The organism is Arthrobacter sp. CAN_A2 (genome assembly GCF_015752045.1).
GTDB lineage: Bacteria > Actinomycetota > Actinomycetes > Actinomycetales > Micrococcaceae > Arthrobacter_D.
The window spans coordinates 227,026-252,999 of the sequence record NZ_JADOUS010000001.1 but is presented as its reverse complement, the minus strand read 5'-3'; the positions used below and the strand labels follow the sequence as shown (position 1 = coordinate 252,999).

General features: G+C 69.4%; 22 protein-coding genes. 4 read left to right on the top strand and 18 right to left on the bottom strand.

Features of this window, described 5'->3' with window-relative positions; genetic code table 11:
* Positions 1–35: 35 nt before the first annotated feature.
* Complete coding sequence (locus tag IWX63_RS01160; RefSeq protein WP_199276319.1) at positions 36–2,186, top strand: alpha-galactosidase; 2,151 nt, start codon at positions 36–38, stop codon at positions 2,184–2,186.
* 87 nt (positions 2,187–2,273) lie between these two features.
* On the opposite strand, the gene IWX63_RS01155 is transcribed toward IWX63_RS01160, so the two are convergent.
* The 11 genes from IWX63_RS01155 to IWX63_RS01105 form a co-directional block, all read right to left on the bottom strand.
* Positions 2,274–3,374, bottom strand: a complete 1,101-nt coding sequence (locus tag IWX63_RS01155; RefSeq protein WP_199276318.1) for a carboxylate-amine ligase — start codon at positions 3,372–3,374, stop codon at positions 2,274–2,276.
* Between the two features lie 54 nt (positions 3,375–3,428).
* On the bottom strand, positions 3,429–4,181 hold the full coding sequence (locus tag IWX63_RS01150) for a metal-dependent transcriptional regulator (RefSeq protein WP_334685524.1): 753 nt from the start codon (positions 4,179–4,181) through the stop codon (positions 3,429–3,431).
* Positions 4,178–5,071 (bottom strand): metal ABC transporter permease, encoded by an 894-nt coding sequence (locus IWX63_RS01145; RefSeq protein WP_199276317.1) that lies wholly within the window; start codon positions 5,069–5,071, stop codon positions 4,178–4,180. The genes IWX63_RS01150 and IWX63_RS01145 overlap by 4 nt, the downstream gene beginning before the upstream one ends.
* 1 nt (position 5,072) lies before the next feature.
* Complete coding sequence (locus tag IWX63_RS01140; protein WP_199276316.1) at positions 5,073–5,882, bottom strand: metal ABC transporter ATP-binding protein; 810 nt, start codon at positions 5,880–5,882, stop codon at positions 5,073–5,075.
* A complete protein-coding gene (locus IWX63_RS01135; RefSeq protein WP_199276315.1) occupies positions 5,879–6,802 on the bottom strand; it encodes a metal ABC transporter solute-binding protein, Zn/Mn family in 924 nt (307 codons plus the stop codon). Before IWX63_RS01135 ends, IWX63_RS01140 begins: the two co-directional genes overlap by 4 nt.
* A gap of 31 nt (positions 6,803–6,833) precedes the next feature.
* On the bottom strand, positions 6,834–7,640 hold the full coding sequence (locus tag IWX63_RS01130) for a class I SAM-dependent methyltransferase (RefSeq protein WP_199276314.1): 807 nt from the start codon (positions 7,638–7,640) through the stop codon (positions 6,834–6,836).
* Positions 7,627–8,436 (bottom strand): histidinol-phosphatase, encoded by an 810-nt coding sequence (gene hisN / locus IWX63_RS01125; RefSeq protein ID WP_199276313.1) that lies wholly within the window; start codon positions 8,434–8,436, stop codon positions 7,627–7,629. The genes IWX63_RS01130 and hisN overlap by 14 nt, the downstream gene beginning before the upstream one ends.
* Positions 8,437–8,571: 135 nt before the next feature.
* Positions 8,572–8,775: a cold-shock protein gene (locus IWX63_RS01120; RefSeq protein WP_043446208.1), complete on the bottom strand. Its 204-nt coding sequence runs from the start codon at positions 8,773–8,775 to the stop codon at positions 8,572–8,574.
* 162 nt (positions 8,776–8,937) lie between these two features.
* Positions 8,938–10,068: a ribosome small subunit-dependent GTPase A gene (rsgA, locus tag IWX63_RS01115; RefSeq protein ID WP_199276312.1), complete on the bottom strand. Its 1,131-nt coding sequence runs from the start codon at positions 10,066–10,068 to the stop codon at positions 8,938–8,940.
* A complete protein-coding gene (gene aroA, locus IWX63_RS01110; protein ID WP_199276311.1) occupies positions 10,065–11,435 on the bottom strand; it encodes a 3-phosphoshikimate 1-carboxyvinyltransferase in 1,371 nt (456 codons plus the stop codon). The genes rsgA and aroA overlap by 4 nt, the downstream gene beginning before the upstream one ends.
* Positions 11,436–11,440: 5 nt before the next feature.
* Positions 11,441–11,989 carry a DoxX family protein gene (locus tag IWX63_RS01105; protein ID WP_199276310.1) on the bottom strand — a complete coding sequence of 183 codons (549 nt, stop codon included), beginning with the start codon at positions 11,987–11,989 and terminating at the stop codon, positions 11,441–11,443.
* A 366-nt stretch (positions 11,990–12,355) separates the two neighbouring features.
* Here IWX63_RS01105 and IWX63_RS01100 point away from each other — a divergent pair, with 366 nt between their 5' ends.
* Positions 12,356–13,051, top strand: a complete 696-nt coding sequence (locus IWX63_RS01100) for a sigma-70 family RNA polymerase sigma factor (protein ID WP_442859077.1) — start codon at positions 12,356–12,358, stop codon at positions 13,049–13,051.
* On the top strand, positions 13,048–13,308 hold the full coding sequence (rsrA, locus tag IWX63_RS01095; protein WP_043446197.1) for a mycothiol system anti-sigma-R factor: 261 nt from the start codon (positions 13,048–13,050) through the stop codon (positions 13,306–13,308). The genes IWX63_RS01100 and rsrA overlap by 4 nt, the downstream gene beginning before the upstream one ends.
* Positions 13,309–13,478: 170 nt before the next feature.
* On the opposite strand, the gene IWX63_RS16915 is transcribed toward rsrA, so the two are convergent.
* On the bottom strand, positions 13,479–13,553 hold the full coding sequence (locus IWX63_RS16915) for a 50S ribosomal protein bL37 (RefSeq protein WP_369299106.1): 75 nt from the start codon (positions 13,551–13,553) through the stop codon (positions 13,479–13,481).
* 170 nt (positions 13,554–13,723) lie between these two features.
* Here IWX63_RS16915 and IWX63_RS01090 point away from each other — a divergent pair, with 170 nt between their 5' ends.
* The gene (locus tag IWX63_RS01090; RefSeq protein ID WP_199276309.1) at positions 13,724–14,689 is read left to right on the top strand and encodes a zinc-binding dehydrogenase; all 966 of its coding nucleotides are present in this window, start codon (positions 13,724–13,726) and stop codon (positions 14,687–14,689) included.
* Between the two features lie 70 nt (positions 14,690–14,759).
* On the opposite strand, the gene IWX63_RS01085 is transcribed toward IWX63_RS01090, so the two are convergent.
* The 6 genes from IWX63_RS01085 to IWX63_RS01060 form a co-directional block, all read right to left on the bottom strand.
* A complete protein-coding gene (locus IWX63_RS01085) occupies positions 14,760–16,541 on the bottom strand; it encodes an ABC transporter ATP-binding protein (RefSeq protein ID WP_199276308.1) in 1,782 nt (593 codons plus the stop codon).
* Positions 16,541–17,581 (bottom strand): ABC transporter permease, encoded by a 1,041-nt coding sequence (locus IWX63_RS01080; RefSeq protein WP_334685522.1) that lies wholly within the window; start codon positions 17,579–17,581, stop codon positions 16,541–16,543. The genes IWX63_RS01085 and IWX63_RS01080 overlap by 1 nt, the downstream gene beginning before the upstream one ends.
* A gap of 9 nt (positions 17,582–17,590) precedes the next feature.
* Positions 17,591–19,123, bottom strand: coding sequence for an ABC transporter permease (locus tag IWX63_RS01075; RefSeq protein WP_199276307.1), 1,533 nt, complete (start codon positions 19,121–19,123; stop codon positions 17,591–17,593).
* Between the two features lie 102 nt (positions 19,124–19,225).
* Complete coding sequence (locus IWX63_RS01070; RefSeq protein WP_199276306.1) at positions 19,226–21,010, bottom strand: ABC transporter family substrate-binding protein; 1,785 nt, start codon at positions 21,008–21,010, stop codon at positions 19,226–19,228.
* A gap of 228 nt (positions 21,011–21,238) precedes the next feature.
* On the bottom strand, positions 21,239–21,838 hold the full coding sequence (locus IWX63_RS01065) for a GDSL-type esterase/lipase family protein (RefSeq protein WP_199276305.1): 600 nt from the start codon (positions 21,836–21,838) through the stop codon (positions 21,239–21,241).
* 124 nt (positions 21,839–21,962) lie between these two features.
* On the bottom strand, positions 21,963–25,820 hold the full coding sequence (locus tag IWX63_RS01060; protein ID WP_199276304.1) for a multifunctional oxoglutarate decarboxylase/oxoglutarate dehydrogenase thiamine pyrophosphate-binding subunit/dihydrolipoyllysine-residue succinyltransferase subunit: 3,858 nt from the start codon (positions 25,818–25,820) through the stop codon (positions 21,963–21,965).
* Positions 25,821–25,974 lie beyond the last annotated feature (154 nt).

The window sequence follows — 25,974 nt, the reverse complement described above, 5'->3', positions numbered from 1 at the left end:
TGCCCGGGGGCTTATCTACACGATAAAAATAAGCCATGACCTCCGAACCCCTCCACCTCGCGCGCGGTGGCACCAGCGTGGTGCTCAACCCTCATCCTCACGGCATGCCGACCATCGCCTACTGGGGTCCGGGCCTCGGTGACGTGAGCCTCGATGAGCTGCGCGGCATCACCGCAGCACATCAGCCCCAGCGCGTGTCCGGCGGGATCGACGTCCCGGCCCTCCTCACCCTCCTACCCCTCGAATCCGCGGGCTGGCAGGGGACCCCGGGACTGACGGGCGACCGCGCGGGTGCCCAGCTCTACCCGCGCTTCACCGTGACCTCGATGGACCGGCTGCCGGCCGGTGACGGTGCTCTCGTCGAGGCGCGCGACGACGACGCCGGACTCACCGTGCGCGCCCGCCTCGGCCTCGCGGCGTCCGGCCTGTTCACGCAGAGCCTCGAACTGACCAACACGGGCGACGACGACTACGAGGTGCGCGCGCTCAACCTCTTCTTCCCGCTGCACCACACGGCGGCCGAGATCCTGGACACGACCGGACGACACCTCCGCGAACGGTCGCCGCAGCGTCACGACCTCACCACCGGCACCTACGTGCGCACGAGCAGGCGCGGCAGGCCGGGAGCGGACGCTACGGTCCTCCTCGCCGCGGGCACCCGCGGCTTCGGGTTCGAACACGGCCTCGTCCAGGGCATCCACCTCGCGTGGAGCGGCAACCAGCACGTGCTCGCCGAGAAGACCCCCGCCGGCTCCGTGTTCCTCTCGGCGGGCGAGGTGCTGTCGCCCCGCGAGGTCGTCCTCGCACCGGGGGAGAGCTACTCCACCCCGCAGGCCGTGGGGTCCTGGGGTCGCGGACTGAACGAGCTGTCCGGCCGGTTCCACAAGGACCTCCGGGCCCGTGCCTCCCACCCTCGGCGTCCCCGCCCGGTCACGCTCAACACCTGGGAGGCCGTCTACTTCGCCCTGGACCTCCCGCGCTTGCTGGCCCTCGCGGACCGCGCAGCGTCCCTCGGTGTGGAACGCTTCGTGCTCGACGACGGCTGGTTCCGCGGGCGGCGCGACGACACCTCCAGCCTGGGCGACTGGTACGTGGACGAGACGGTGTGGCCCGACGGGCTGGCACCGGTCATCGACCACGTGCGGAGCCTCGGCATGGAGTTCGGGCTCTGGTTCGAGCCCGAGATGGTCAACCCCGATTCCGACCTGGCGCGCGCCCACCCGGACTGGATCCTGCAGGCGGAAGGCCGCCTGCCGCTCCCGGGCCGGCAGCAGCAGGTGCTGAACCTGGGGAATCCGGATGCCTACGCGTACATCCTCGAACGCCTCGACGACATCCTGACGGCCAACGACATCGCGTACGTCAAATGGGACCACAACAGGGACCTGCTCGAGGCCGCGGATGCGCGGACGGGCCAGGCCGCCGTCCACCGGCACGTCGAGGCGCTCTACCGGCTGCTCGACGAGGTGCGCCGCAGGCGCCCGGGCCTCGAGATCGAGAGCTGCGCCTCGGGCGGGGCGCGCGTCGACCTCGGGATCCTCGCACGGACGGACCGCATCTGGACCAGCGACTGCATCGACCCGATCGAACGGCTGGTGAACCAGAAGTACACGGGCCTCGTGGTCCCCCCTGAACTGCTGGGCATGCACATCGGCGGACCGGTCTCGCACTCGACCGGCCGTGCCCATACCCTGCCGTTCCGGGCCGCCACCGCGATCTTCGGCCATTTCGGCATCGAGTGGGACATCTCGGACCTGACGGAGGCGGAGTACGAGGTCCTCGGCCGGTACGTCAACCTCCACCGGGCCTGGCGCGACGACCTGCACCGCGGGAGCGTGGTGCATGCCGAGTGTCCGGACCCTGCGATGGACGTGCGGGGCATCGTGTCCGAGGACCGGCGCCGCGCCCTGTTCGGCTATTCGCTCACGGCGTCGAGCGCGAGCTACCCGCCGGGTCCCCTGACCTTCCCGGGCCTGGACCCCGATGCGCTGTACGAGGTCCGTCCCGCGGTCCCCGAGGAGGGGCACCCGGGCAACGGCCAGTCACCGCTGGCCTGGCTGCAGCGGGCGCTCGAGGGTGAGCCGGTGCGCCTGTCCGGCCGCGCCCTGGCCCAGGCCGGCCTCCAGGCGCCCGTGCTGCTGCCCGAGCAGAGCCTGCTGATCGAGTTCCGCGGGGTCGGCGCCTGAGGATACCCGCGCACGACGACGGCGGCGCGTGCCGGCGTCGTCCCGCGGGAGGTCCTGCCCCGCCCGGACGAGCGGGGCGCCCTCCACTCACGGTTCGAAGGTGAGTGTCTCCCTGTAGAGGGACAGCAGCGCCTGGGGACCGCCGTCGTGCATGGCGCGGCGCTGGCGCTGGGCGCCGGTGCCGCGCTCGGCGACGGTCTCGAGGCCCGCCTTCACCCAGTCCGTGTCGCCCTCGGCCTCGAGGGCGGGGCCGATGTGGTCGAGGAAGGCTTCGAGGTGGCGGTCGGCGGGCACCGGCTCGGCGCCGGCGAGGTCCACGAGGTGGCGCCCCATCCCGTCGCGGGCGGCCTGCCAGAGGGCAGCGTCCAGCAACTCCGGGTCCGGCACGAGGGGAGGGGTGTCGGCTTCGGCCGCCTGGAGTTCCGTGACGACGAGCGCGCGCGTCAGGGCGCCGAGCAGCACCGAGTCCTGGGCCTCGAGCTGGACGTCGCACACCCTGAGCTCCAGCGTGGGGTAGTGGTCGGAGAGCCGCGCGACCCAGGTGAGGACACCGCGGTCCAGGATCGCGCCCGTGGCGGCGAGCCGGGTGATCCTGCGTTCGTAGTCGGCGGCGTCCGCGAAGTACGGGGCGACCCCCTGGACGGCCCAGCGGCGGTAGTGGATCACCCGCCAGCTGTCGAACCCGCTGTCACGGCCCAGCCAGTACGGCGAGTTCACGCCGAGGGCCGTCAGCAGCGGGATCCACGGCCGGATCCGGTTGAGGGCCTGCACGCCCCGCTCGGGATCCGGCACCCCGACGTGCACGTGCAGGCCGTTGACGAACTGGTCGCCGACGATGCCGGGCGCGCTGGCCCGGAGGTCCTCGTAGCGCTGCTTGTCGGTGAGTTCCGGATACGCCTGGGGGATCCGCGGTGCCGTACCGGTGGCTGCGCCGATGCTCCCGACGCGGGCGGCCGCGTCCGCGAACTTCCTCCGGAAGTTCAGCAGCGACTCCTCGGCCTCCGTGAGGGTGGAGCAGACGGGGGTGGCCGTCTCGATCTGGCAGGAGAGCAGCTCGCGCTGGATCTCGTCCGATCCGACCTCCGGGTGGGATTCGAGCATGCCCTCCACCTCGGCGGCGTGATGGGCGGGCAGTCCCGACTGCGGGTCGAGGAGCAGGTACTCCTCTTCGAGTCCGAGAGTGGTCATCGGGGCACTCCGTTCAGCTGGCATGGTGCAGGGGCATTGCAGGTCCCGCCCAGTCTAGGAGGGGCTGACGCTCCGTCGTGATCCGACGTCGACGGTGCAGCCCGTGTGCGGGGCCGTACTCTCGATCCACAGCGACCGCGCGAGGGCACCGTCCGCGGAGAGGCCCGGCGCCGAGGCGTCGGTGCCCAGGCGCAGCTCGATCAGCGGCCCCGCGCCGCTCCGGGCCACCAGGAGGACGGCGTCGAGGGCGATGCCGTGCCGGTCGAGGAGGCGCAGCACGTCGGGATCGTCGTCGCTGACCCTCGCGAGCCGGCCGAGGTGGCCCTCGTCCAGGCTGTCCAGCCGGTGCGCCGGGGGGTAGCGGACGCGGCCGTCCGCACCGGGGATCGGATCGCCGTGGGGGTCGCGCGCGGGCCGGCCCAGTTTCAGGTCGAGCCGCTCGACGAAGGCATCCGAGACCGTGTGCTCGAGCAGTTCCGCCTCGTCGTGCACCTCGTCCCAGCCGTAGCCCAGTTCCGTGACGAGGAAGGTCTCGATGAGCCGGTGGCGGCGGACCATCGCGAGGGCGAGCGTCCGCCCCGACGGCGTGAGGCTGATCGGCCCGTACTTGCGGTGCTCGGCCAGGTTCAGGCCCACGAGCTTGCCGACCATCCCGGTGACGGACGAGTTCGCGACCGTCAGGCGCGCGGCCAGGTGCGTGGCCGTGATCGGGTCCGCCTGCCACTCCGTGAACGCGTAGATCGCCTTCACGTAGTCCTGCACGCTCGTCGATTCGATACTGAGTACGGCGCCCCTCCGGCCCGTCACCGGGCGTCCCTCGGCATGGCCGGCGTGCCGGGTCGAGCGACCGCCGTGCGGCGTCGTCGCGCCTGCCACAGCACGCCGTCGGGCCGGCCGACGAGGTAGACGACGGCGAACACGAGGGCCTGGCAGAGCACGACGGCGGCACCGGTGGAGATGTCGAGGTAGTAGCTGGCGTAGATGCCGGCCACGGACGCGGCCACCGTCAGCACGACGGCGATCACCAGCATGCGGTCGAAACTGCGGGCGAGGAGGAACGCCGTGGCTCCGGGCGTGATCAGCATGGCCACGACGAGGATGATGCCCACGGCCTGGAGGCCCACGACGACGGTCAGCGCGAGCAGGCCGAGGAGGAGCGCGGACAGGAACCGCGTGTTCAGGCCGATCACGTGGGCATGCGTGCGGTCGAAGGCGAGCAGGGTGAGGTCACGCCGTTTCACCAGCAGGATGGCGAGGGTCAGTGCGCCGAGGATCAGGACCTGCCGGACATCGCCCGCGGACACCCCGAGGACGTTGCCGAACAGGATGTGCATGAGGTCGATCTGCGACGGCGTGGCCGAGACGATGGCCAGCCCGGCGGCGAAGAGACCGGTGAAGACCACGCCGATCACGGTGTCCGCCTTCAGCTTGGTGGTGGACCGGACGAGTCCGATGAGCGCCACGGCCCCGATACCGAACACGAAGGCACCGATGGAGAAGGGGATGCCGATGATGTAGGCGAGGGCGACGCCGGGCAGGACGGCGTGGGACACGGCGTCGCCCATCAGCGACCATCCCATGAGGATGAGCCAGCAGGAGAGCACCGCGGCGACGACGGCCGCCGCGACGGTCACGGCGAGGGCCCTGGTGAGGAAGCCGTACTGGAGCGGTTCGAGGAGGAACGCGAGGACGTCCATGTCAGGATTCCCTGGTCGGAGGGGAGGGCGCCGCCGTGGGTCCCGGGGGAGGGGCGGAGGAGATCCCTGCGGGCAGGGGACCGAAGGCGAGGGCGAGGTTGCCGTGGGTCAGGACCCGCGACGGCTCGCCCTGCGCCAGGACGCGCTGGTGCAGGAGGATGGCCTCGTCGCACAGGTCCGGCACGCCGGCGAGGTCGTGCGTGGACACGAGCACCGACCGCCCCTCGTCCCGCAGCGCCTTCAGCAGCGCGGTCATGGTGTGCTCGCTCGACTGGTCGACCCCCGCCAACGGCTCGTCGAGGAGCAGGAGCCGGGCGTCCTGGGCGATGCTCCGGGCGATGAACACGCGCTTGCGCTGGCCGCCGGACAACTGCCCGATCTGGCGCTTCCTCAGCTCCGACAGCCCCACCCGTTCGAGGGCGTCGTCGACGGCCGCCCTGTCGGCCGCCCGCAGCCGGCGTGCCGCCCCGAGCCGCCCGTACAGGCCCATGCCGACGACGTCGGACACCGACACCGGGAAGGTCCAGTCGACGCCCTCGGCCTGCGGCATGTAGGCGACGAGCCCGCTCTTCCTGGCCCGGGTGATGGAGGTCCCGAAGAGTTCCACGGTGCCCGCCTGCGGCGTGAGGAGCCCCATCAGGGCGGTGAAGAGCGTCGACTTCCCCGACCCGTTGACGCCGATGAGCCCGCAGATCGTCCCGGGGGCGAGGTTCACGGTCACGTCGTCGAGGGCCAGCACGTCGTCGTAGCGGACGGTGAGGTGCTGCACGTCGATGACGGGCACGGATTCCTGGTCCCGGTGGGCGGTCATCGTGCGAGTCCTTCCGCGATGGTGTGCAGGTCGTACCGGATGAGGTCGACGAAGCCCGGTACCGGTCCCTCGGGTCCGGACAGCGAGTCGACATACAGCGTCCCGCCCAGGCGGGTGCCGGTGGCGAGGGCCACCTGCTCCTGGGCGGAGGGGTTGACCGTGGATTCGCAGAAGAGCGTCGGGACGCGGTGCTCCTCGACGAAGGTGATGACCCCGCGGATCTGCCGCGGCGTCCCCTCGGAGTCGGCGTTGACCGGCCAGATGAACGCCTCCTCGAGCCCTGCGTCGCGGGCGAGATAGGAGAAGGCCCCCTCGCAGGTCACCAGTGCTGCGGCGTCGACGTCGGCGAGGTCCGCCCGGAAGTCGGTGAGCAGGCCCGCCAGTTCCGCCTTGAGCTGTCGGCCGTTCGCCTCGAAGTCGGCGGCGTGCTCCGGGGCGAGCCCGGAGAGGGCCTCGACGGTGTTGTCCACATAGATCTGCGCGGCGACGGGGGACATCCATGCGTGGGGGTTCGCCCGTCCGCGGTAGTCGCCCGTGTGGATGTCGATGGGCTCGACGCCGTCGGACAGGACCGTGCGGGGTGCGTCGACGGAGTTCAGGAACCGCTCGAACCAGCGTTCGAGCCCGAGTCCGTTGTCGATGATGAGGTCGGCGTCCTGGGCCCGCACGAGGTCGGACGGCGTGGGCTCGTACCCGTGGATCTCGGCTCCGACCTTGGTGATCGACTCGACCCGGACGTGGCCGCCGCCGACGGTGTCGACGAGGTCCGCGAGGACCGAGAAGGTCGTCAGCACGTGCGGGCGGTCATCCGGGGAGGAGGACGGCACCGCCTGGAGCGAACAGCCGGTGGCCACGACGGCCAGGACGAGGCACTGGAGGACCACCCACCCGAAGGCACTGCGCCGAGCATTTTGAGGCATGCCTAAACCTAGCCTTCAGGCATGCCGAAATCTAGGTCGATCGCAGGGGTGCCCGCCACGCATGGGTGTAGTAGGGCAGGCGGAGGGACGCGTCCGGGGCGAAGGCCAGGTAGTCGGTGAGGTACCACGTGAGATTCGCCTCGACGCGGTCCCGCAGCGCCGGCGCTGCCCGCTGGTAGTAGCTGCGGGACCGGGCGAGGTCCAGTACGCCGGGGACGTCCAGTTCCTGGACCCAGTGCACCACCAGATCCTCCGGGGTGTCGAAGGCGGGTCCGAACACGGGCCGGTACGAGGGCGAGAACACGTCACCGGCGTGCATGATCCGCGACAGGCGGTGCACCCACGGGATCGAGACGTCGAGCTGGTTCCAGAGGAGGGCGAGGCGGCCCGCCGGCTTCAGCACCCGGGCCGCCTCCCGGACCGTGGCTGTGTGATCGCACCAGTGCCACGCCTGCGCCAGGGTGAGCAGGTCCAGGGAGGCGTGCTGGAGGTGCGACTCCTCCGCCGTGCCCCGGACGGCGGGAACACCGGGCAGCCTGCCCGCGAGGACGGCCAGCATGTCCTCGGAAGGGTCCACCGCCGTCACCGCGACTCCGCGCTCCACCAGCAGTTCCGTGAACAGGCCCGTCCCGGCGCCGAGATCGGCTGCGCGGCGGGCGTCGTCGGGGATGATCCAGTCGGCGACGACGGCAGGGTATCCGGGGCGTACGCGATCGTAGCGGCCGGCCCCGGACAGGTAGGCTCCGGCCAGGTCCCTGCGGCGTTCCTCCGCGAGCCGCGGCCCGAACCTCGCCGTGGCGGGACCGCCGGGCTGCACGTGTCCGCTAGAGCAGGTCATCCACATCGGGGTTGAGGGTCCGCAGCACCTCGCTGTGCAGGGTGCCGTTGGTGGCGAGGGCGTTGCCGCCGAAGGGGCCGTCCTCGCCGTCGAGGGAGGTGAACCGTCCTCCTGCCTCGGTGACGATGGGCACGAGCGCCGCCATGTCGTACAGGTTCAGGTCGGGTTCGCACGCGATGTCCACCGCGCCCTCCGCCACGAGGCAGTAGGACCAGAAGTCACCGTAGGCGCGCGTGCGCCAGACCCGGTCCGAGAGGTTCACGAATTCGGCGAGCGTGCCGCGGTCGCGCCAGCCGGACAGGCTGGAGTAGGACAGCGAGGCGTCCTCGAGGCGCGAGACGTTGGAGACCCGGAGGCGCTGCGCGGCGGCGAGGGACTTCCCGGTGTAGGCGCCGGTGCCCAGGGCCGCCCACCAGCGCTTGCCCAATGCGGGCGCGCTGACCAGGCCGACGACGGGCTTGCCGTCGTCGATGAGCGAGATGAGGGTGGCCCAGACCGGGACGCCGCGCACGAAGTTCTTGGTGCCGTCGATCGGGTCGATCACCCAGCGCCGGGATCCGGACCCGGTGCTGCCGAACTCCTCGCCGAGGATCGCGTCCCGGGGCCTGGCCCGGGAGAGCTGGCCGCGGATGGCCTCCTCCGCGCTCTTGTCGGCGTCCGTCACGGGCGTGAGGTCCGGCTTGGTCTCCACCCGCAGGTCGAGCGCCTTGAAGCGCGACATGGTCTGGTCGTCCACGGAGTCGGCCATGATGTGGGCGAGACGGAGGTCGTCGTTGTAGCCCTGCGTGAAACTCATACCGTTCAACCTATCGTCTGGGCGGGTGCATCCCGTGCGGGGCGCGAGGAGTGGGCCCGGAACAGCAGAAAGCCACCGCGGGCTTGCGCCGCACGGTGGCTTTCCGACCGTCACCGCAGGGCGGTGTCGGAGGAATTAGAGAACGGTGATGTTCTCGGCCTGGGGACCCTTGGGACCCTGGGTGGTCTCGAAGTTGACCTTCTGGTTCTCTTCGAGGGAACGGTAGCCGTTCGAGTTGATCGCGGAGAAGTGGGCGAACACGTCAGCGCCGCCGTCCTCGGGAGCGATGAAGCCGAAGCCCTTTTCGGCGTTGAACCATTTCACTGTGCCAGTAGCCATTGAGATTTCCTTACCATGTGAGAGCGTCCCGACGTTCGGGGCTCATCGTGCAGTTCGTTACCCGCTTAGTCAAAAAAGCTGTCGAACTCCTGGTGGAGGGTCAAGGCTTGAGATTCAGTGCGCAAACAACAACAGGATCCAGACTACCAGTGATCGGGCCGATCACTGGTGTCCGAGTTCCTTCGCGTCGTGTGAACTGCCTCGCGCCTCGGCCGTCCCGGCGCTGAGCAGCCGCTGCAGCGAGGCCAGTCGGACGGGTCCGGACTCGCCTGCGAGGCCCTCGGCCACGTAGCTGTCCAGGCCGCACCCGACGGCGTGGTCGTCGTGCCGGCAGCCCCGTTCGCAGCGCTCGGTTCCCGGCTCAAGGTCGGGGAACGCCTTGAGGATCCTGTCGGGCTCCACGTGCGCGAGCCCGAAGGACCGGATACCGGGGGTGTCGATGATCCAGGTGCCGGGCGCGGCGTCGGCGGCCTTCAGCGCGAGCGCGGAGGAGGAGGTGTGCCGCCCCCGGCCCGTCACCGCGTTCACGTCGCCCGTGGCGCGCGTGGAACCCGTCAGGGCGTTGACCATGGTCGATTTGCCCACGCCGGAATGGCCGAGCAGGACGCTCACCTGCCCGTCGAGCTCCTCCCGCAGGGCGTCGACGGCGGCGGAGGACAGGTGCGCCGACTCGCCGTCGTCGGAGGTGGCCTCGATGCCCGTGCCTTCATCCGTCCGGCTGATGATGACGCGGAGGTCCAGGTGCTCGTAGTTGGCGAGCAGGGCGGCGGGGTCGCGGAGATCGGCCTTGGTGATGCACAGCAGGGGTTCGATGCCGGCGTCGTAGGCGGCGACGAGCGCACGGTCGATGAAGCCCGTCCTCGGCTCGGGGTTGGCCGCGGCGACGACGATCACGAGCTGGTCCGCATTGGCGACCACCACGCGTTCCACCGGGTCGGTGTCGTCCGCGCTCCTGCGCAGGAGCGTCGTCCGTTCCTCGATGCGCACGAGGCGCGCGAGGGAGTCGGGGCCGCCCGAGAGATCACCGACGAGGGCCACGAGGTCACCGGCGACGACGGCGTTGCGCCGCAGTTCGCGGGCCCGTGCGGCGATGACCGTCCGCTCGTCGGGCGTACCCTCGTCGACCACGGTGGTGTAGCGGCCGCGGTCCACGGTCACGACGCGGCCCGTCACGGCGTCCTCGTAGGCGGGGCGGTTCTTGGTGCGCGGACGGGTCCCCTTCTTGTTGGGGCGGATGCGGACGTCCGACTCGTCCCAGGACCGCGATCCGCGGCGGGTGCCGGCCTCGCTCATGCCCGGGCTCCCGGGGCGGTGGTGGTCGGCGCGCCGTCGGCCTCCGGCCCACCCGCCGTGCGTGCGAGGGCCGCCCACAGTGCGGGGAACTCCGGCATCGTCTTGGCGGTGGTGCCGATGTTCTCCACGTCGACGCCGTCCACCGCGAGTCCGATGATCGCGCCCGCGGTGGCCATCCGGTGATCCTCGTACGTGCTGAACAGGCCCCCGTGGAGCGGTGCCGGCCGGATGACGAGGCCGTCGGGCGTCTCCTCCGCGTCCCCGCCGAGTCCGTTGATCTCCGCGACGAGCGCCGCGAGCCGGTCGGTCTCGTGCCCGCGGAGGTGCGCGATGCCGGTGAGGGTCGACGGCGTCGTCGCCAGGGCGCAGAGCGCGGCGACGGTGGGGGCGAGCTCGGAGGTGTCGGCGAAGGTGCCGCCCGCGATCGACGCCCCGCCGGTGACGGTGAGCACTTCGCCGTCGAGCTCGGCCGTGGCGCCCATCAGGGGCAGGATGCGCCGCCAGGCATCGCCGACCTGCGTGGTGCCGCCGGGCCAGTTGCGGACGCGGACGGTGCCGCCCGTGACGAGGGCCGCCGCGAGGAAGGGTCCGGCGTTGGAGAGGTCCGGTTCCACGGCGGCGTCGAACGCGGTGATCGGGCCGGGGGAGACGCGCCAGTGGTTCGGCACGGAGTCGTCGACGGCGACGCCGACGGCCCGCAGGGTGGCGACGGTCATGCGGATGTGGTCGAGGCTGGGCACGGGCTTGCCGACGTGTTCGAGGTGCAGTCCGTCGGTGAACCGCGCGCCGACGAGCAGCAGCGCGGACACGAACTGGGAGGACGCGGAGGCGTCGATGACCAGGCGGCCACCGCGCACCTCTCCCTCGCCCTGCACGGAGAAGGGCAGGGACCCGGCGCCGTTGTCGTCGATCCGGAGGCCGAGGCCCCGGAGGGCGTCGATGATGCTGCCCATGGGGCGGCGGCGCGCGTGCGGATCGCCGTCGAACGTGGTGGTGCCGGAGACCAGGCCCGCCAGCGGGGGCACGAAGCGCATGACGGTGCCCGCGAGGCCGCAGTCCACGGCGCGGGACGCCGGTCCACCGCTCTGCAGGGGGGTCACCCGGAGGTCCGGGCCGTAGTCGCCGTCCCCGGGGACCTCCTCGATGACGGCGCCGAGCGCGCGCAGCGCGGTGATCATGAGGGCCGAGTCACGCGAGTGGAGGGGTCGGCGCAGGCGGCAGGGGCCGTCGGCCAGGGCGGCGAGCACGAGATAGCGGTTGGTGAGGGACTTGGAGCCGGGGACCGAGATGTCGGCGTCCACGGGACGGGTCAGGCGGGGCGCCCTCCATCGGGTCTGGTGGGCGGCCCCGCCTGATGACGCTGTCATGGGACCTAGGAACCGACGACGTCGGAGGCGGTCTTGCGGACGGCCTTGTCCGCCTTCTTCAGCTGCTTCCGGGCATCCTTGCTGAGGCCGGCGGCGCTCTTCTTCGCCTCCGTCGCGAGGTGCTCGGCGCGCCAGGCGATACCGGGGCGTCCGTTGGTGTCGACGGCGGCGAGCAGGACGGCGCCGATCAGGGAGAGGTTCTTGAGCAGCTGCGAGCGGCGGGCCTTCTTGGCCTCCGGGGTCGAGGCGTCGGCCGAGCGGTAGTCGACGAGCGCGTTCACCGTGGTCGTGACCGTCAGCAGCAGCGCCGCCACCCGGGAGAACCTGCCGATGCCGAGCAGGACGGCCGCGCCGACCTGCGTGGCGCCGAGGACCTGGCCCACGAGCTTCTCGTTGCCGGTGATCGCGCCCGCCGAGGGGATGACCTTCGCGACGCCGGTGAGGACGGGCTTGAGCTGCGGGGCCGTGGCGCCCGCCGTGCGGAGCCGATCGACGCCGCTCACGACGAAGCTGCTGGCGATCAAGGGTCGGGCTATTACGCGGACAAGGGTCACAACTGCCTCCTGGTTGCCGGCGGGTCCGCCGGACATCGGGTTCTCAAGTGCGAAGCACGCTGGCTCTAGTTTTGCACGCCGTTCCAGCGGCGACGATCCGCGACCCAGCGGGCGGGCGGGGTTGCGGGCGCGGCCGCGAGGAATCGGCCGGGGCGCTGTCCGGGCCGAGGGAGCGCCGGGACAGGAATAAGGGGGTGCGGAGAGGGGTTGGAACGGGGGTAACGGACATCGGAACGGTAGAGGGGATGCGGGATGACAGGTGCACGGATCACGACGGTCGAAAGACCGGAATTCCAGTTGTCGACGTCGGTCCAGCGCGTCGACACCACGGCGTCGCGACGGCCGGGGCGCGTAGACTTTGGCTCGATGAATACCACAGCCCCAGCAGGCAGCAGCCCGGCCGAAGATGCACAGTTGGACGTGTCGACGGAGTCGGACGCCGATCGCAAGGCGCGCTTCGAGCGCGACGCCATGCAGTACGTCGACCAGCTCTACTCGGCTGCGATGCGCATGGCCCGCAATCCCAGCGACGCCGAGGACCTGGTGCAGGAGGCCTACACCAAGGCGTTCTCGGCCTTCCACCAGTACAAGCCGGGCACCAACCTGAAGGCGTGGCTGTACCGCATCCTCACCAATACCTATATCAACCTGTATCGGAAGAGGCAGCGCGAGCCCCTGCAGTCGCACTCGGACACCATCGAGGACTGGCAGCTGGCCAAGGCTGCCGAGCACACCTCCCTCGGGCTCCGTTCGGCCGAGGTCGAAGCGCTCGATCACCTGCCTGATTCGGACGTCAAGAACGCGCTGCAGGCGATCCCCGAGGAATTCAGGCTCGCGGTGTACTTCTCGGACGTCGAGGGCTTCGCGTACAAGGAGATCTCAGAAATCATGAACACGCCCATCGGGACCGTCATGTCCCGGCTGCACCGCGGCCGCAAGCTGCTCCGCGAGCATCTCGCGGAGTATGCCCGCGACCGCGGGCTCGGCGTCAGCACCGGTGCTGACGCGAAGGCCAAGGCCGCAGCGGGCGCGAAGGGCAAGGAACAGGAGATGGAGAAATGAGCGATTGCGGGAACATGGGCGACTGCGCCGATGCGAGGATCGAGCGGCTGTACGAGTACCTGGACGGTGCGCTGTCCCACCAGGACCTCGTGGAGATCAAGGACCACCTCAACGACTGCCCGCAGTGCGCGGAGGAGCATGACCTCGAGTGCGTCATCCGGTCGGTCGTGAAGCGGTCCTGCACCGAGGTCGCGCCGTCGACGCTGAAGGCGAGCATCCTCGACCGGATCAGCCACCTCAAGACCGTGGACCACTGAGCTCCGGACACCCCGTCCGTGGCCTGTACCTGTACGAGGTGGTCACCCGACGGGCGACGACCACCTGACAGACGATGACCTGACAGACAGAGAACCTCCGGCACCCTCAGGGGCCGGAGGTTCTCTGGTGATGCATCCTCGGATATCGAGGACGCGTCCTACGCCTGGACTCAGGTGTTGGGGCGCTTACCGTGGTTTGCGCCTCCACGCTTCCGGTCGCGACGCTTGCGTGCTCGCTTGCTCATGGCTGCCTCCTTCTTCTTCAGGCACTGCAGTCGTGCAGAACTGCCCCCAAGTCTCCCACACGGCGACGGGCGACACCTAAACCGCCGGCCGCGCCCGTCGGTCGACCGCCGGCGTCGCCGGACCCGCCGCCTAGGATTGGGGGACCATCCGTAATCGAAGGAGCTTATGTATGCGCGCTGCCTACGCCGCAACCCAGTCCGCGGACACACCCCTCGCCGGCCTCACCGTCGGCGAACTCGACGTCCCCGCCGCGCCGGAGGGCTTCGTACGGGTGAAGGTGGTGGCCTCCTGCCTGAACCACCACGACCTGTGGTCGCTGAAGGGCGTCGGACTGCCGGAGGACCGCCTGCCGATGATCCTCGGCTGCGACGCGGCGGGGATCGACGACGACGGCAACGAGGTCATCGTGCACGGTGTCGTCTCGTCCGATGGCTGGCGCGGCGACGAGACCCTCGACCCGAAGCGTTCCCTGCTCTCCGAGCGCCACCCCGGCACCATGGCCGACTACGTCTGGGTCCCCGCGCGCAACCTGGTGCCCAAGCCGGCGGAGCTCTCCTTCGAGGAAGCGGCTTGCCTGCCCACGGCCTGGCTGACGGCGTACCGGATGCTGTTCACGGTCTCACCCGCGGCGCCCGGCTCCACGGTGCTGGTCCAGGGAGCGGGAGGAGGCGTGGCCTCCGCCGTCATCGCGCTCGCCTCCGCGGCAGGCTACCGGGTGTGGGCGACGAGCCGCAGCGAGGAGAAGCGGCAGCGGGCGCTCGAGCTCGGGGCCGAGCAGGCCTTCGACGCCGGTGCGCGCCTGCCGGAGCGGGTCGACGTCGTCTTCGACTCCGTGGGGGAGGCTACATGGGCCCACTCGCTGAGGTCCCTCGTCCCGGGCGGCACCGTGGTCACCTGCGGCGCGACGAGCGGCGCGGCCCCCTCGGCGGACCTCAACCGGGTGTTCTTCCTGCAGCTGCGGGTGCTGGGTTCCACCATGGGCACGCGGGACGAGCTGGTCCGGCTGACGCGCTTCCTGGTGGCCACCGGGGTGCGGCCCGTCATCGACGCCGTGCTTCCGCTCGAGGACGCCGCCCAGGGGTTCCAGCGGATGCTCGACGGCGATCTGTTCGGGAAGATCGTCTTCCGCCACTGACCGACACCCCTGCCGGACGACGAAGGACCCCTCCGCAGGGAGGGGTCCTTCGCCGTCGTGCGGCGTCCTCCTACTCGGACACGCCTGCGGCGAGGATCGCCGAGCGCTGCTCGCGCCGCAGCGACTGCTCCGTCGGGTCCGGCACCGGTGCGGCTGCCAGCAGGCGGCGCGTGTAGGGGTCGCGGGGGTACTTCAGGATCTGCTCCGTGCTGCCCTGCTCCACGAGCACGCCCTTGTTGAGCACCGCGATGTGGCTCGCGAGCAGTTCGACCACGGCGAGGTCGTGGCTGACGAAGAGGCACGCGAAGCCGCGCTCCCGCTGGAGCTCCTGCAGCAGGTCGAGGACCTTCGCCTGCACGGAGACGTCCAGGGCCGACGTCGGCTCGTCGGCGACGAGGAGGTCGGGCTGGAGCGACAGCGCGCGGGCGATCCCGACGCGCTGGCGCTGGCCGCCCGACAGCTCGTGCGGGTACCGGTTGCGGAAGGCGACCGGCAGCTGTACGTCCTCCAGGAGCGACGCGACCCGCTTGTCGAGGTCCGCGCGGTTCAGCTTCTCGTGCAGGAACAGCGGCTCGCCGATGCTCTCGCCGATCGACAGGCGGGGGTTGAGGGAGGCGGCCGGATCCTGGAACACGATCGCGAAACGCTTGCGCAGCGGCATGAGCTGACGGGCACTGAGCTCCGTGATGTCCGTCCCGCCGATCCTGACCCGGCCCCCGGAGGTCCTGATCAGGCCGGTGACGGCCCGCGCGATCGTCGATTTGCCCGAGCCGGACTCCCCGACGAGGCCCATGACCTCGCCCGGGTTGATGGTGAGCGAGATGCCCGACACCGCCTTGAAGGCCGGCTGGCGGAAGCGCCCCGGATACTCGATGTCGACGTCCGTCAGTTCGAGCGCCGGGACGACGCCGGAGGCGGTGTCCGACTCCCGGGCGCGCCGGGCCGCCGCCGCGTACTCCTCGTGGATGCCCGGGTGGCCGTCGACCACTTCGAGGTCCGTCAGGACGCCGCCCACCTTCGAGCCCAGGTGGGGCACGGACCCGAGGAGCTGTTTGGTGTAGGGCTCGGCCGGGGCCGCGAACAGCTGTGCCGTCGGCGCCGCCTCGACGATCCGCCCGCGCTCCATGACGATGACGTGGTCCGCGAGGTCGGCGACCACCCCCATGTCGTGGGTGATCAGGAGGACGGCACTGTTGAGCCGCTTGTTGAGCTTGCGCAGCAGGTCCAGCACCTCGGCCTGCACGGTGACGTCGAGCGCCGTCGTCGGCTCGTCCGCGATGAGCAGCATCGGGTCGTTGGCCAGCGCGATGGCGATCATGGCGCGCTGCCGCTGGCCGCCGGAGAACTGGTGCGGGAAGTTGTCGTAACGGCGCTCCGGCTCCGGGATCTCCACCATGCGGAGGAGCTCGAGCGAGCGCTGCTTGGCCTGCGCGGGCGAGAGCTCGGTGTGCTGCTCGACGGCTTCGCGGATCTGCTCGCCGACGGTCAGCACCGGGTTCAGTGCCGTCATGGGCTCCTGGAAGATCATCGCGATCTCGTTGCCGCGGACGCGCCGGAGCGTACCCTGCGAGGCGCCGATGAGTTCCTTCCCGAGCATCTTCGCGCTGCCCGTCGACCGCCCGTTCCGGGGGAGGAGGCCGAGCAGGGCCATGGAGGACATGCTCTTGCCCGAGCCCGATTCGCCCACGATCGCGAGGATCTCGCCGGGGTGGATCTCGTAGGAGACGTCCTCGGCGGCCATGACCCATTCGTTGTCGACGTTGAACTCCACGCCGAGGCCCTGGACGGCGAGGATCGGGCCGTCGGCCGGGGTGGTCTGTTCGTCCGAGATGATGACGGTGCTGGAACTCATTACTGCTTCACCCTTGTCTGCTTGGGATCGAACGCGTCGCGCAGGCCGTCACCGATGAAGTTGACGGCCAGGGCGATGCCGATGATGAACACCCCGGGCCACAGGAACAGCCAGGGCCGGACCGTGAGGGCCGAGCGGTTGTCGTTGATGGCCTTGCCGAGGGAGGTATCGGGCGCCGTGACGCCGAGGCCCAGGTAGCTCAGGGCGGTCTCGAGGAGGATGGCTCCGGAGATGGCGAGCGTCGTCGACACGATGATCACGCCGACGGTGTTCGGCAGGATGTGGCGGAAGATGATGCGGGCCGAGCTCGCCCCGACCGACTTCGCGGACTCGACGAACTCCTTCTCCCGGAGGGACAGGAACTCGCCGCGGACCAGCCGTGCGAGGCCGGTCCAGGTGACGAGGCCGAGGAAGATGGCGAAGGGGATGATGCCGTACTTCGCGACGATGCCCGCGACCGCGGCCGCGATGACGACGGTCGGGATGGTGATGACGACGTCCGTGATGCGCATGAGGAAGGCCTCGGTCCAGCCGCGGAAGTAGCCGGCCACGGCGCCCACCGTGGTGCCGATGACCATTGCCACGATCCCGACGATGAACGCGATGATGAGCGAGGTCTGGATGCCGCGCATCGTCAGTGCGAAGTAGTCGCGACCCAGCACGTCCTGGCCGAACGGGTGCTCCCCGAGGCTGAACGGCCACAGTGTCAGGGTGGGCTTGCCCTCGTTGAAGCGGGCGGCGAGGACGTCGTAGTCCTTGTTCCACCAGCCGGGGATACCGGCGAAGCCGATCGAGGTGAACGCCAGGAGGAAGATCAGCACGAGCAGCGCGATGCCTGCCAGTGCCCCCTTGTGCCGGAAGAAGCGTTCCCTGACCAGGCGGCCCTGGCTCTTCGCCTCCGTGGAGTGAGCGCGGATACGGTCGGTCTGCTCCCGCGTGGGGATGGCCGTGGCGATGTCCGTGTCCTGGCTCTGCAGGGTCATCTCGGACAATTCGACCGACGGGCGGGAATCGTCCCGCGGGTTCTGGTGATTGCTCATGATCGTGTCCTAGCTCAGGGTGATGCGCGGGTCGAGGAACGCGTAGGCGATGTCGGCGAGCATGTTGAAGAGGACGGCGGCGGTTCCGACGACGAGGAAGAAGGCCATGACGGGCCCCGGATCCACGTTGTTGATGCCGTCCACGAACATCTTGCCCATGCCGTTCCAGCCGAAGACCTGCTCCGTGATGACGGCGCCGCCGAGGACCCCGGCGAAGTCGAACGCCATCAGGGTGGTGATCGGGATCATCGCGTTGCGGAACGCGTGCTTGACCAGGACGGTGCGCTCACTGAGGCCCTTGGCCCGCGCGGTGCGGATGTAGTCCTGGTTCATGACGTCGAGCTGGCTGGCCCTCGTGTACCGCGTGTACGTGGCGAAGGAGATGAGCGTCAGCGCGATGGTCGGCAGGATCAGGTGCAGCGCGTAGTCGAGGTTGATCTCCCAGAACGTACCCGCCAGGTTGGCCGACTGCGAGCCGGTGGTGGGGATGGGCCGGCCGCCCGCCTTGGCCGAGAGTGTCGGGTAGGCCTGGAGGAGGCGGTCCAGCACGATCAGCAGGCTCACCGACACCGCGATGACCGCACCGATCTTCGCGGCCTGTGCGCGGAACGGGCCGCCGACGACACCGGCGACGACGTACGCGAGCACCGCCGTGACGACCACGAGCGCCAGCACGACGAACCAGCTCGGATCGTCGAACAGGAAGAGCGAGACGAGGTAGCCGGCGAAGCTGACGCCGGCGGCCGCGAGGGCCGCGTTCAGGACGCGCCGACGACGGAAGCCCGCGAGCAGGGCCGTCCACAGGACGGCGACGCCTACGGCGGAGACCAGCATGCCGAGGACGCCGAGCCCCGGGCTGACGAACCAGCCGGTGACGAGGAGGAGGTACAGCGCGAGGGCCGTGGCTGCGGCGGCGATGCCGAAGGTGGCCAGGCGGCGCCTGCGGTCGCCACCGACGACGACGGCCCAGATGACACCGGCGATCACCCCTATCAGGGCGATCGTGAAGTAGGAGAACTGCGGATTGGCCAGCCACGTGTTGAGGTCGATCGCCAGGTACTGCTTGAGCAGTGTGGAGAGCCAGAACAGGGGGAGCGAGAACAGCAGGAACGAGATGAAGGTGACCGAGTAGTCGAAGGTGCTGTACTGGCGGATCGCGGTCACGATCCCGACGATCACGCCGAGGACGAGGGCGAGGACCGTCGCCACGATGACGAGGCGCAGCGTCGAGCCCATCGCGTTCTCGAGCTGCGGGAGGACGGCGGCACCGGTGCGGTCCTGCCCGAGCGTGCAGCTCATGCCGCCGGGGACCAGGCAGTACCCGAACTCCTGCAGCCAGAGGAAGTAGCGGGGGATGGGTGGGACATCCAGGTTCATGGCCGCCGTGCGGGCCGCGATGGTCGCGGCCTTCTCGGGGCCGCTGGTCTCACCGAGGTCCTCGAAGGGGTCGCCGGAGGAGATGGTGAGGAAGTACATCAGCGTGGTGGCTGCGAGCATGATGAAGAACGAGATGATGGATCGCTTGGCGATGAAGTAGAACACGGGGGGCTCCTAGGAAACGGTGCAGGCTGTAGCGATGCCGGGCACAGGGACGGGCAGGCCCGAGGGCCTGCCCGTCCTCATGCGTCAGCGATAAGGCTGCAATCAGTTCTGCTTCGTCCAGCTGTAGGCATTCCAGGTGATGCCGGTCTGCGTCGGGTTCAGCTCGACGCCCTGGAGCTTCGAGGAGTACCCGGCGATGTTCGGGTTGGCGTAGAGGACCACGTTGTACTGCGTCTCGGCGAGGCGCTGCTCGAGGTCGGTCTTCAGCGGGATGACCGCCTCGGCATCCGTCGTGGTGACGATCTCGTCCCAGAGGCTGTCGACCTCGGAGTCGGTGTAGCCGCCGAAGTTCTGCTCACCGCCGGTGATGTAGATGGACTGGCCCGAGGCTACGAGGCCCGAACCCGCCCAGCCGAAGACCACGGCATCCCAGGCGCCGGGCTGCGAGAGCTTGGCGCTCCACTCGGCCTCGGGCTGCGGGGTGATCTCGAAGCCGGCCTTGTCGCAGGAGTCCTTGACCAGGGCGACCTGGTCGGCGCGGAGCTGGCTCGTGGAAGCGAACATCATGGACACTTTGACGGGCTCGGTCTTGCCGGCCTCGGTGAGGAGGGCCTTGGCGCCCTCGATGTCGGCGGTGCCGTCACCCTGGGCTGCCTCGGCGCCGTCGAGGACCGTCTGGTAGTCCTCCTGTGCGGGCTGGTACTCGTGCAGGTTCATGACCGATCCCTCGGGATCGATGGGGGTCACGAACTTGTCGACCATGTCGGCCCTCGGGATGCACTTGGCGAATGCCTGACGGACCTTGAGGTCCTCGAAGACGGCACCGGGGCGCTGGTCGAGGTCGACGTGCGAGAAGGTCAGGGACTGCCCGGTGTCGACCTTGACGGTCTCGCCGATCTGCTCGAGGGCGGTCTTCGTGTCGACCGTCGGGCTGGACGGCTCGATGATGTCCACGTCGCCGTTCTGGAGTGCCTGCACGGCCTCCTCGTCGACGATGGTCTTGAAGACGATCGTGTCGGTCTTGCCGGCACGCTCCTCGCCCCAGTACGCGTCGTTCTTGACGAGCGTCAGGGTACCATCGGCGGCGTTGTCCAGCTTGTACGGGCCGGACGAGGGGAGGAGCGCGGTGTCGGGGAGGCTCGGGAGGTCCGCCTCGTAGTTCCAGCCGGTGTTCCAGAACTCGGCAACGGGCGTGAGGGCCTCGATGTCGGTCGCCTGGATGGCTTCGACGAGCTCGGCGCCGTCGCCTTCCGGTGACATCCCGCCCTGCTCGGCGGCGATGTGCGCGGGCAGGAACACGCCGGTGGTGAAGAGGGCTTCCCAGTCCGCGTAGGGGTCGTCGAAGACCGCTTCGAATTCCTTCGCACCCGGTTCGCCCTCGATCATCTTCATCGAGGCGAAGCCGTTGGTGGAGGCGGCCTGGAACAGGTCGGCCTCGGCGCCCGTCTCGGGATCGGTCTCCCCGGTCGGGTGCGTGCCCGACGAGGCGGCCCAGGTCAGCAGGACGTCGTCGTAGTCGATCGGCACGCCGTCGGACCACACAGCATCCTCGTTGATGGTGTATTTGATCGTGAGCGGGTCGTCGCTGGTCTTCTCGTAGGTCCCGAACTCCTCGTTGGGTTCGAGGTTGCCGTTGGCGGCGAACGCAGCGAATCCGCTCGAGGTCAGGTTGTCCACGTACGTGTTGTAGACGGCGTTCGTCGCCGCGGTCTGGCCGTTGTACGCCGTGGGGGCCTGGCTGATCGCGATGTTGATCGTCGACGCCAGGTTCTCCTCCGCACCTTCGGAGGCCGGGGTCTCAGCCGTACCGCCTGCAGATCCACAGGCGCTCAGCATGAGCGCTCCGATGGACAGTGCGGCGAGCGTCATAGTGCGCTTATTACGCATTCGATAGTCCTTACTGTGCTGGGCGCGAGGGACGCAGGAATGTCCCACGAGGCGGATTGCTGCAGTGACGGCAATCACACTCGGACAGCATAGCGAAGGATGGTTGCCTTCGGACACTCAGTAAGGCATTGATAACCCGTTTGTTACCCCGGCGAAACATAAGGCTCCTGAATAATCGGAAAGGCCCCGGGAACCGCGTGTCCCGGGGCCTTTCCCTTCGTATGTGCCTTACTCTGGCGCGGGCACTTCCAGCCATTGGAACCAGCCGCGGTGCAGCACCAGCCAGGCCATCAGGCCGTAACCGGCCTGGCCGGGCGTGCCACCGTTGGCCGCGAGGTCGTGGCGCCACTGCTCGTGGGCGAGCAGTGGGGTGAAGGTGTCGACGAAGACGTGCTTGCGACGCGTGGTGACGTCACCGAAGGCAGCGGAGAGGTCGGCGAGCCGGCGGTTGCGCTCGGGGTCGAGCCCGGGCGGAGGCCCGACGACGAGAGCCTTGACGCTCGTCTGCGAGGCGCCGTCGAGGATGTTCGCGAGGTTGAGCCGGCTCCTCGCGGTGGACAGCTCCAGGTCGAGGTCGCGGTCGGACAGGCCGATCACGAGGCGGTTGTCGTAGCCGTCGGCGAAGCGGCGCCCTGCCTCCTGCAGCCAGCGGTTCGCGAGGGCCTCGGTGCCTTCGCCGGGAGCGGCCAGGCTGTACGCCTCGACGGACACGTTGTCGGGCCTGGTCCGGGCCATCACGCGACCCAGCCAGCCGAGCGCCCTCGGATCACCGAGCCCTGCGAGGAGTTCGTCGCCCACTGCTGCTAGCCGGATTCTGCGTTGTTCCACTGGTTCCTCGGTGTGCTCGTCGAAGGGTGCAGGGCTGCTGCCATGAGTCGGCGCATGCCGCGGACAGGCCCTTAAAGACATCGGGTGGGGCCTGAGCCCCACCCAACATCATACTGATGGCTTACTATTGCCGGCCGAATGCCAGCTTGATCAGGAGTTCCTGCTCCTTCGCGTGGTTCTTGGCCGAACCCGTCGCCGTGGAAGCCGACGCAGGACGCGACGCGAGCCGGAGGGGCCGGTCGAGCTCCTGGGGCAGGTTGAGCCCGATGAAGGGCCACGGCCCCTGGTTCGCCGGCTCGTCCTGCGCCCACACGATCTCGGCGTCGGGGTAGGTGGCCACGGCAGCCCTGATGTCCTCCACCGGCAGCGGGTAGAGCTGCTCCACGCGCACGATGGCCGTCTTGCCGTCGTCGAGCTTCTGGCGCGAGGCCAGCAGGTCGTAGTAGAGCCGGCCGGACACGAGGATGACCCGCTCGACGTCGTTCCCGGCTGTCTCGAGCGTGTCGGGGATGACGGGCTGGAAGGTGCCCTGCGTGAAGTCCTCCACCGAGCTCGCCGCCGCCTTGAGGCGGAGGAGCTGCTTGGGGGTGAAGATCACCAGCGGCTTCCTGGGACGCGTGTAGGCGTGCCGGCGCAGCAGATGGAAGTGCGAGGCGGCGTTGCTCGGGTTGGCGACGACCATGTTCTCCTCGGCGCACATCTGGAGGAAGCGTTCGATGCGCGCGGACGAGTGGTCGGGGCCCTGGCCCTCGTAGCCGTGGGGCAGCATCAGGACGAGGGAGGACCGCTGTCCCCACTTCTGCTCCGCGGAGCTGATGAACTCGTCGATGATGGTCTGCGCGCCGTTGACGAAGTCGCCGAACTGCGCCTCCCAGATGACGAGGGCGTCGGGGCGCTCCACCGAGTAGCCGTATTCGAAGCCCATGGCCGCGTATTCGCTCAGCAGGGAGTCGTAGATCCAGAACTTGGCCTGGTCCTCGCTGAGGTCGTCGAGCGGCAGCCACTCGTGACCAGTGGCGCGGTCGTGGAAGACGGCGTGCCGCTGCACGAAGGTGCCGCGCCGCGAGTCCTGACCCGCGAGCCGGACGGGGACGCCTTCCATGAGGAGGGACCCGAAGGCCGCGATCTCGCCGAAGCCCCAGTCGATCCCGCCCTCGCGGGACATCTGCTCGCGCTTGTCGAGCAGTGCCTTGAGCTTCGGGTGGACCGTGAAGCCGTCGGGGATCGCGGTGTGCGCCGATCCGATGTGTGCCAGGGTCTCCGTGCTGATCGCGGTCTGCGGCGGGGCCGCGGCGCCGCTGTCGGACTGCTGCGCGTAGGGCCGCTCGAGGTCCGAGACCGCCTGCGGGTCCTTGGCGATGACCGGGATCGGCGAGGTCTGGGCCGCATGGGTCTCGGCGAAGACGCGCTCGAGGCGCTCCTGGTAGTCGCGCAGGGCCTGCTCGGCTTCCTCCTGCGTGATGTCGCCGCGACCGATCAGCGCCTCGGTGTAGAGCTTCCGGACCGAGCGCTTGGCCTCGATCAGGTTGTACATCATGGGCTGCGTCATCGAGGGATCGTCACCCTCGTTGTGGCCGCGACGCCGGTAGCAGACCATGTCGATGACGACGTCCTTGTTGAACCGCTGGCGGAACTGGTACGCCATCTGGGCCACGCGGACCACGGCCTCGGGGTCGTCGCCGTTCACGTGGAAGACGGGTGCCTGGACCATCTTCGCGACATCGGTGGAGTACACGGAGGAGCGCGACGACGTCGGGCTCGTGGTGAAGCCCACCTGGTTGTTGACGATCACGTGGATGGTGCCGCCGGTGCGGTAGCCACGCAGCTGCGAGAGGTTGAGCGTCTCCGCCACGACGCCCTGGCCCGCGAAGGCCGCGTCGCCGTGGATCAGGATCGGCAGGACGGGGAAGGTCTCGCCCTGGTCCAGGAGGTCCTGCTTGGCGCGGACGATGCCCTCCAGCACGGGGTCCACCGCCTCGAGGTGGGACGGGTTCGCGGCGAGGTAGACCTTCGTCTCGTTGCCGGCGTCGGAGGTGAACGTCCCCTCGGTGCCGAGGTGGTACTTGACGTCGCCGGAGCCCTGGACGGAGCGCGGGTCCTGCGTACCTTCGAACTCGCGGAAGATCTGGGCGTAGGTCTTGCCGGCGATGTTGGTGAGGACGTTCAGCCGGCCGCGGTGCGCCATGCCGATCGCGACCTCGTCGAGGCCGTCATCGGCCGCACCGGAGATCACGGCGTCGAGCAGGGGGATGAGCGATTCGCCGCCCTCGAGCGAGAAGCGCTTCTGCCCCACGAACTTGGTCTGCAGGAACGTCTCGAACGCCTCCGCGGAGTTCAGCTTGTGCAGGATGCGCAGCTGCTCCTCGCGGCTCGGCTTGGAGTACGGGTGCTCCAGTTCGTCCTGGAACCACTGGCGCTCTCCCGGGTCCTGCAGGTGCATGTACTCGATGCCGGTGGTGCGACAGTAGGCGTCGCGGAGGACACCGAGCATGTCGCGGAACTTCAGCGACGGCTGGCCGCCGAAGCCTCCCGTGGGCCACTCGCGGTCGAGGTCCCACAGGGTGAGGCCGTGCGTGCGGATGTCGAGGTCGGCGTGCTTGCGCTGGACGTACTCGAGCGGGTTGGTGTCCGCCATGAGGTGTCCGCGCACGCGGTAGGCGTGGATGAGCTGCTGGATCCGGGCGACCTTGTTGATCTGGTCCATCGGATCGACCTGGATGTCCGCACTCCAGCGCACGGGCTCGTAGGGGATGCGCAGCGACTCGAAGATCTCGTCGTAGAAGTTCTGCTCACCGAGCAGCAGCTGGTGGATGATGCGCAGGAACTCGCCGCTGCCGGCACCCTGGATGACGCGGTGATCGTAGGTCGAGGTCAGCGTGATGGTCTTGCTGATGGCGTGCTTGGCGAGCGTCTTCTCGCTCGAGCCCTGGAACTCGGCGGGATACTCGAGGGCGCCCGCACCGATGATGCAGGCCTGGCCCTTGGACAGGCGCGGCACCGAGTGCACCGTGCCGATGCCGCCCGGATTGGTCAGGGACACCGTGGTGCCGGCGTAGTCGTCGGCGCCGAGCTTGCCGCCCCGGGCCTTCTTGACGAGGTCCTCGTAGGCGTGCCAGAACTCCGAGAAGTTCATGGTCTCGGCCTTCTTGATGTTCGGCACGACGAGCGAACGCGTGCCGTCCGGCTTCGGCATGTCGATCGCCAGGCCGAAGTTCACGTGTGCGGGCTGCACCGCGGACGGCTTGCCGTCGACGACGTCGTAGTACACGTTCTGGGAGGGGAACTGGGCGAGCGCGCGGATGATCGCGTACCCGATCAGGTGGGTGAAGGACACCTTGCCGCCGCGGGCCCGGGCCAGGTTGTTGTTGATGACCACACGGTTGTCGATGAGCAGTTTCGCGGGGATCGCCCGGACGCTCGTCGCCGTGGGGACGCTGAGGCTGGCCTCCATGTTGGTGGAGATCGCCTTCGCCGGCCCGCGGAGCACGCTGACCTTGTTCTCATCCATCTCGGCGTTGCGGTCCGAGGCCGGAAGCTGTGCGGGGATGGGCTTCGCTGCGGGCTTGTCCCCGCGGGAGGATTCCGGCTTCTTCGCCGGCTCGTTGGCGACGGGAGGCTTGCCGCTCTGCTGGGTGCTCGCGGGGGACTCGCCGGACGCCTTCGGCGCCGCGGCCTCCGTCCTCACGACCGGCAGCTCCCTCGTGGAGGGCCTGGCCGCGGACGGGGCTGCGGACGGCGGGCTGGCCGGTGCGGGGGTGGCAGGCTTGGTGACGGCGGGCGGCGTCGCCTTGTCTGCCTGAGCGTCCACGGTGCGCCGACCGTTCCCCGACGGCGCGCCGTCGGCATCGAACGAGTCGAAGAGTTCCCACCACTTGCGGTCCACCGAGTGGCGGTCCCTCTGGAACTGCTCGTAGAGCTCGTCAACAAGCCACTCGTTCCCGCCGAATTCTTCAGGTAGACGGTGGCTGGTCTGTTCTGGCACTTGGTATACGCCTCTTCCGTAGATTGCCCTGAGCGCGGTGCGGTCGGCAAGCTCGGCGCAAAGCCGTGTCTGGACCCTGTCCAAGTGTAGTGACAGGACGAAGGAACAATCCAATCAGCCGGGCCGGGACCCACTAGACTCCTTGCGGCTGTCT

Excerpts from the sequence above, each read along its gene's own strand:
- IWX63_RS01160 (WP_199276319.1), top strand. The coding sequence starts at position 36 with ATGACCTCCGAACCCCTCCACCTCGCGCGCGGTGGCACCAGCGTGGTG.
- IWX63_RS01155 (WP_199276318.1), bottom strand. The coding sequence starts at position 3,374 with ATGACCACTCTCGGACTCGAAGAGGAGTACCTGCTCCTCGACCCGCAG.
- IWX63_RS01145 (WP_199276317.1), bottom strand. The coding sequence starts at position 5,071 with ATGGACGTCCTCGCGTTCCTCCTCGAACCGCTCCAGTACGGCTTCCTC.
- IWX63_RS01140 (WP_199276316.1), bottom strand. The coding sequence starts at position 5,882 with ATGACCGCCCACCGGGACCAGGAATCCGTGCCCGTCATCGACGTGCAG.
- IWX63_RS01135 (WP_199276315.1), bottom strand. The coding sequence starts at position 6,802 with ATGCCTCAAAATGCTCGGCGCAGTGCCTTCGGGTGGGTGGTCCTCCAG.
- IWX63_RS01130 (WP_199276314.1), bottom strand. The coding sequence starts at position 7,640 with ATGACCTGCTCTAGCGGACACGTGCAGCCCGGCGGTCCCGCCACGGCG.
- hisN (WP_199276313.1), bottom strand. The coding sequence starts at position 8,436 with ATGAGTTTCACGCAGGGCTACAACGACGACCTCCGTCTCGCCCACATC.
- IWX63_RS01120 (WP_043446208.1), bottom strand. The coding sequence starts at position 8,775 with ATGGCTACTGGCACAGTGAAATGGTTCAACGCCGAAAAGGGCTTCGGC.
- rsgA (WP_199276312.1), bottom strand. The coding sequence starts at position 10,068 with ATGAGCGAGGCCGGCACCCGCCGCGGATCGCGGTCCTGGGACGAGTCG.
- aroA (WP_199276311.1), bottom strand. The coding sequence starts at position 11,435 with ATGACAGCGTCATCAGGCGGGGCCGCCCACCAGACCCGATGGAGGGCG.
- IWX63_RS01100 (WP_442859077.1), top strand. The coding sequence starts at position 12,356 with ATGAATACCACAGCCCCAGCAGGCAGCAGCCCGGCCGAAGATGCACAG.
- rsrA (WP_043446197.1), top strand. The coding sequence starts at position 13,048 with ATGAGCGATTGCGGGAACATGGGCGACTGCGCCGATGCGAGGATCGAG.
- IWX63_RS01090 (WP_199276309.1), top strand. The coding sequence starts at position 13,724 with ATGCGCGCTGCCTACGCCGCAACCCAGTCCGCGGACACACCCCTCGCC.
- IWX63_RS01085 (WP_199276308.1), bottom strand. The coding sequence starts at position 16,541 with ATGAGTTCCAGCACCGTCATCATCTCGGACGAACAGACCACCCCGGCC.
- IWX63_RS01080 (WP_334685522.1), bottom strand. The coding sequence starts at position 17,581 with ATGAGCAATCACCAGAACCCGCGGGACGATTCCCGCCCGTCGGTCGAA.
- IWX63_RS01070 (WP_199276306.1), bottom strand. The coding sequence starts at position 21,010 with ATGCGTAATAAGCGCACTATGACGCTCGCCGCACTGTCCATCGGAGCG.